The organism is Micromonospora sp. NPDC047465, assembly GCF_040643125.1.
GTDB lineage: Bacteria > Actinomycetota > Actinomycetes > Mycobacteriales > Micromonosporaceae > Micromonospora.
In genome coordinates, this window is the sequence record NZ_JBEYTP010000111.1 from 1 (window position 1) to 4975 (window position 4975).

At 73.9% G+C, this 4975-nt stretch carries 1 protein-coding gene; it reads right to left on the reverse strand.

Annotated elements, in window-relative coordinates:
- Nucleotides 1-4952, reverse strand: a 4952-nt coding sequence (locus tag ABZ793_RS34515; RefSeq protein ID WP_357465170.1) for an SDR family NAD(P)-dependent oxidoreductase, incomplete at its 3' end; no start/stop codon positions are given.
- Nucleotides 4953-4975 lie beyond the last annotated feature (23 nt).

Genomic DNA, 4975 nt, shown 5'->3' on the forward strand with positions numbered 1-4975 from the left:
AGCATGCCCACGCCCTCACCCCAACCGGTGCCATCCGCCGACGCCGCGAACGACTTGCACCGCCCATCAGCCGACAGACCCCGCTGCCGCGAGAAGCCGATGAACGCGCTCGGGGTGGCCATCACGGTCACGCCGCCCGCGAGGGCGAGGTCGCACTCACCGGAGCGCAGCGCCTGCGCCGCGAGGTGCAACGCGACAAGCGACGACGAGCACGCCGTGTCGACCGTGACCGCCGGGCCTTCGAGCCCGAAGACGTACGCGACGCGGCCGGAGGCGACGCTGCCGGCGGTGCCGTTGACCAGGTACCCCTCCAGTTCCTCCGACGCTTCGAGCCGGCCCGCGTAGTCGTGGTGGATCAGGCCGGCGAAGACGCCGGTGGTTACCTTCGCGTCGCGCGGGTCGATGCCGGCGTGTTCGAACGCCTCCCACGAGGTCTCCAGCAGCAGCCGCTGCTGCGGGTCCATCGCCAGGGCCTCGCGCGGCGAGATCCCGAAGAACGCCGGATCGAACTCCGCCGCGTCGTACAGGAAGCCACCCTGCCGGGTCGTCGACGTGCCCGCCCGGTCGGCGTCCGGGTCGTAGAGGGCGTCGAGGTCCCAACCCCGGTCGGCCGGGAACCCGCCGATCGCGTCCCCGCCCGAGGCCACCAGGTCCCACAACTGGTCGGGGTTCGACACCCCGCCGGGGAAGCGGCAGGCCATCCCGATGATGGCGATCGGGTCGTCGTCGCCGGCGGCGACGGCCCGGGTGACGGTGGCGGCGGCCGGCGTCGCGGAGTGGCCCAACTGCTCGTGCAGGTGCTCGGCGAGCCGCTCGGGGGTGGGGTAGTCGAAGACGAGGGTGGCGGACAGCCGCAACCCGGTCGCCGAGGCCAGCCGATTGCGCAGCTCGACGGAGGTCAACGAGTCGAAGCCCAACTCCTTGAACGCCCGGCCACCCGGCACCGCCTGCGCCGAAGCGTGCCCCAGCACCGCCGCCGCCTGCCCACACACAAGGTCCACCAACAGCCGACGGGCGTCGTCCTGCGACAGCCCGACCAGCCGCTCCGACCAGGACGACCCGTCTCCGGCCTGCCCACCCCTCGCCTGCCGGCGCCCGCCCGCCCGGGCGAGCAGCCGCACGATCGGCGGGACCTGGGCGGCGTCGGCGGTGATCCGCAGCCGGGCGGCCACGACCGCCGGCGCGGAACCGGCGGACGCGGCGTCGAGCAGCGCAACACCCTCGGCCGCCGACAGGCCCGTCATGCCCAGCCGGCCCAGCCGCTGGCGGTCGTCGGCGCTGAGTTCGCCAGCCATTCCGCCGGCCGTGGCCCACATGCCCCAGCCGATGCTGCTGGCCGGCAGGCCCCGCTCCCGACGGTGGTACGCCAGGGCGTCCAGGAACGCGTTCGCCGCCGCGTAGTTGCCCTGCCCAGGCGAACCCAGAGTCGCCGCGATCGACGAGAACACCACGAACGCGCTCAGGTCCAGACCGGCCGTGGCCTCGTGCAACGCCCACGCGCCGTCGACCTTCGGCCCCATCACGGCGGTGAGGGCGTCGGCGTCCAGCGAGGTGATCGTCGCGTCGGCGATGACCCCGGCGGTGTGCACGACGGCGGTCAGCGAGTGCGCCCCGGCGACGAGGTCCGTCACCTGCTGCGGATCGCTGACGTCGACGGCGACGGCGTCGACCGTCGCACCGGCCTCGGTCAGCTCCGCGACCAGCGCGGCGTACTCCGTGTCCTCGGCCGGCAGACGGCGGGAGGCGAGCAGCAGCCGGCGGGCCTGACCGGTGGCGACGAGGTGCCGCGCCACGACCCCGGCCAGGGTGCCCGACGCTCCGGTGACGAGGACGGTGCCGTCCGGGTCGACCGGCGCCGGAACCCGCAGCACGACCTTGCCGACGTGGCGGGCCTGACTGATGTGCCGCAACGCCGCCCGCGCCTGCCGCACATCCCACACCCGCACCGGCAACGGCCGCAGCGCACCCCGCTCGAACAGAGCCAACAACTCGGACAACATCTGCCCGATCCGCACCCCACCGGCCTCGTTCAGATCGAACGCCCGATAGGCCACCCCAGCGTGATCACGCGCCACCTGCTCGGCGTCGCGGACATCCGTCTTGCCCATCTCCACGAACCGGCCACCACGCGGCAACAGGCGCAACGACGCGTCCACGAACTCACCCGCGAGCGCATCCAACACCACATCCACACCCGCGCCACCACTGACCGAGGCGAACGCCTGCTCGAACTCCGTCGACCGCGACGACGCGATCCGCTCCTCCGCCACACCCAAACCACGCAGCACGCCCCACTTGCCGGGGCTCGCCGTCGCATACACCGTCGCACCGAAATGCTGCGCCAACTGGATCGCCGCCATACCGACCCCACCCGCACCCGAGTGGACCAGCACCGACTCCCCCGCCCGCAAACCCGCCAAATCATGCAACGCGTAGTACGCCGTCAGGAACACCACCGGCACCGACGCCGCATCCACAAACGACCAACCCGCCGGCATCCGCGCAATCCGATCCCGCTGCGCCACCACCTGCGGACCAAACCCGGGCTCGAACAACCCGAACACCCGATCACCCGGCACCAGATCCGCAACCCCCGGGCCGACCTCCAGCACCACACCCGCGCCCTCGCTGCCCATCACCGCAGACGAGTCCGGATACATGCCCAAGGCGATCAACACGTCCCGGAAGTTCACACCCGCCGCACGTACGGCGACCCTGACCTCACCGGGGGCCAGTGCGACCGGCGCGCTCGGCGCGATCTCCACGCCGTCCAGCGTTCCGGGGCGCACCGCCGCGACGTGCCACGCGCTGTCGGCCGGCGGGGTCAGCTCGGTGCCGGCCCGCCGCACGAGCCGGGGTACGAGCACCTGGTCGCCACGCAGCGCAAGCTGGCCGCCGAGGGCCGACGGGTCGGCCGCGACCGTCGACAGCACGCCGAGCGCCGCCGGGTCGACGGGTCCGTCGAGGTCGGCGAGGACGATCCGGTCCGGGTGCTCCGACTGCGCCGACCGCAGCAGACCCCACACCGCCGCACCCGCCAGATCCGCCACCCGGTCCTCGTCGCGGGCCACCACCGCGCCCCGCGTCACCACCACCAGCCGCGCGTCCGCCAGCGACTCGACGGCCAACCACGACTGCACCACCGCCAACACCTCGGTCGTCACCGACCGAACCGCCGCCGGAACCGCCACGCCGGAGACGGTGGGCACCGGAAGGAGCACGCGGCCCGGGACGCCCTTGCCGGCGTCGACGGCCGCGACCAGCGCCGCCACGTCCCCGAACACCGGCACACCCGGCAGCTCGACGTCGCCCAGCACCGCCCAACCCGAGACGTCCCCGGCCGGGGTCACGTCCTCGGCCCGCCACGACACCTCGAACAGCGACCGGTCGGTCCCGGCCGGGGCCGACACCGCGCCCATCTCCCGCAGCACCAGCGAGTCCACCGACACCACCGGCGCACCCGACTCGTCCACCGCAACCAGGCGGACCGCCGTCCCGGCACGGCTCAACCGCACCCGCAGCACCCGCGCGCCGGTGGCGTGCACCTGCACACCCTCGAACGCGAACGGCACCCGCGGACCAGTCCCGGCATCGAGCAGCCCGATCGGGTGCAGCGCGGCATCCAGCAGCGCCGGATGCACCCCGAACGCCGACACGTCCGGCGCGTCGTCGGGCAGGGCCACCTCGGCGTACAGCTCGCCGTCGCCGGCCCACACCCGCCGCAACCCCTGGAACACCGGCCCGTACGACAGCCCATGCTCCACCAACGCCGGATACCAGCCAGCAAGATCCGTCTCCGGCACGCCGACCGGCGGCCATGCCGCCAGGCCGGGCTCCTCGGCCGAGGCCGGCTCCAGCACACCGCCGGCGTGCCGGACCCACTCCGCCTCGACGTCGTCCTCCGGCTGCGAGTACACGGCGACGTCCCGACCGCCGGAGTCGTCGATCCCACCGACGCGCACCTGCACCCGCACGCCGCCGGACGACGGCAGGGCCAACGGCGCGGCGATCGTCAACTCCCGCACCCGCGACGAACCCACCTCGTCGCCGGCCCGCACCACCAACTCGACAAGGGCCGTGCCCGGCACCACCACCGCACCCGACACCACGTGATCGCCCAACCACGGATGCGACGCCAGCCCCAACCGACCCGTCAACACCACCTCGTCGTCACCCGCCAGGCGCACGGCCGCACCCAGGAGCGGGTGCCCCGGGGCGGCGAGCCCGGCGCCGGACACGTCGCTGCTGCGCCAGGCCGCCGCGTCGGGCCAGAACCGCTGCCGCTGGAACGGGTACGTCGGCAGGTCCACCGGCCGTACGGCGGAGCCGCCGCCGGTCAGCGCGGCCCAGTCGACGGGCGCGCCGCCGGCGTACGCCTCGGCGAGGGCGGCGAGGAACGCGGACGCCTCGGTGCGGCCCTTCCGGAGGGTCGGCACGATCACCGCGCCGCTGTCGTCCGCGAGGCAGTCCTGCGTCATGCCGGCGAGGACACCGTCGGGCCCGACTTCCAGGTACGTGGCGACGTTGCGCTGCCGCAGGTACGCGATCCCGTCGGCGAAGCGGACGGCCTCGCGGACGTGCCGCACCCAGTACCCGGGGTCGCAGAGGTCCGCCGCGTCGGCGGCGAGGCCGGTCAGGTTCGACACGACCGGCAGCAGCGGCGGCCGGAAGGCGAGACCCTCCAGGACGGCCCGGAACTCGGCCAGCATCGGCTCCATCAGCGGACTGTGGAACGCGTGACTCACGGTCAACCGCCGGGTCCGGACGCCACGCGCCTGCCAGACCTGCTCCACCTCGTCGAGCGCGTCGACCGCCCCGGACACCACCACGGACGTCGGGCCGTTGACCGCCGCGACGCCCAGCCGGTCGGCCAACCCGTTCAGCGTGGACAACACATCGACCTCGGCCGCGTTCACCGCCAGCATCCCGCCACCGGCCGGCAACGCCTGCATCAACCGACCCCGGGCGGCGACCA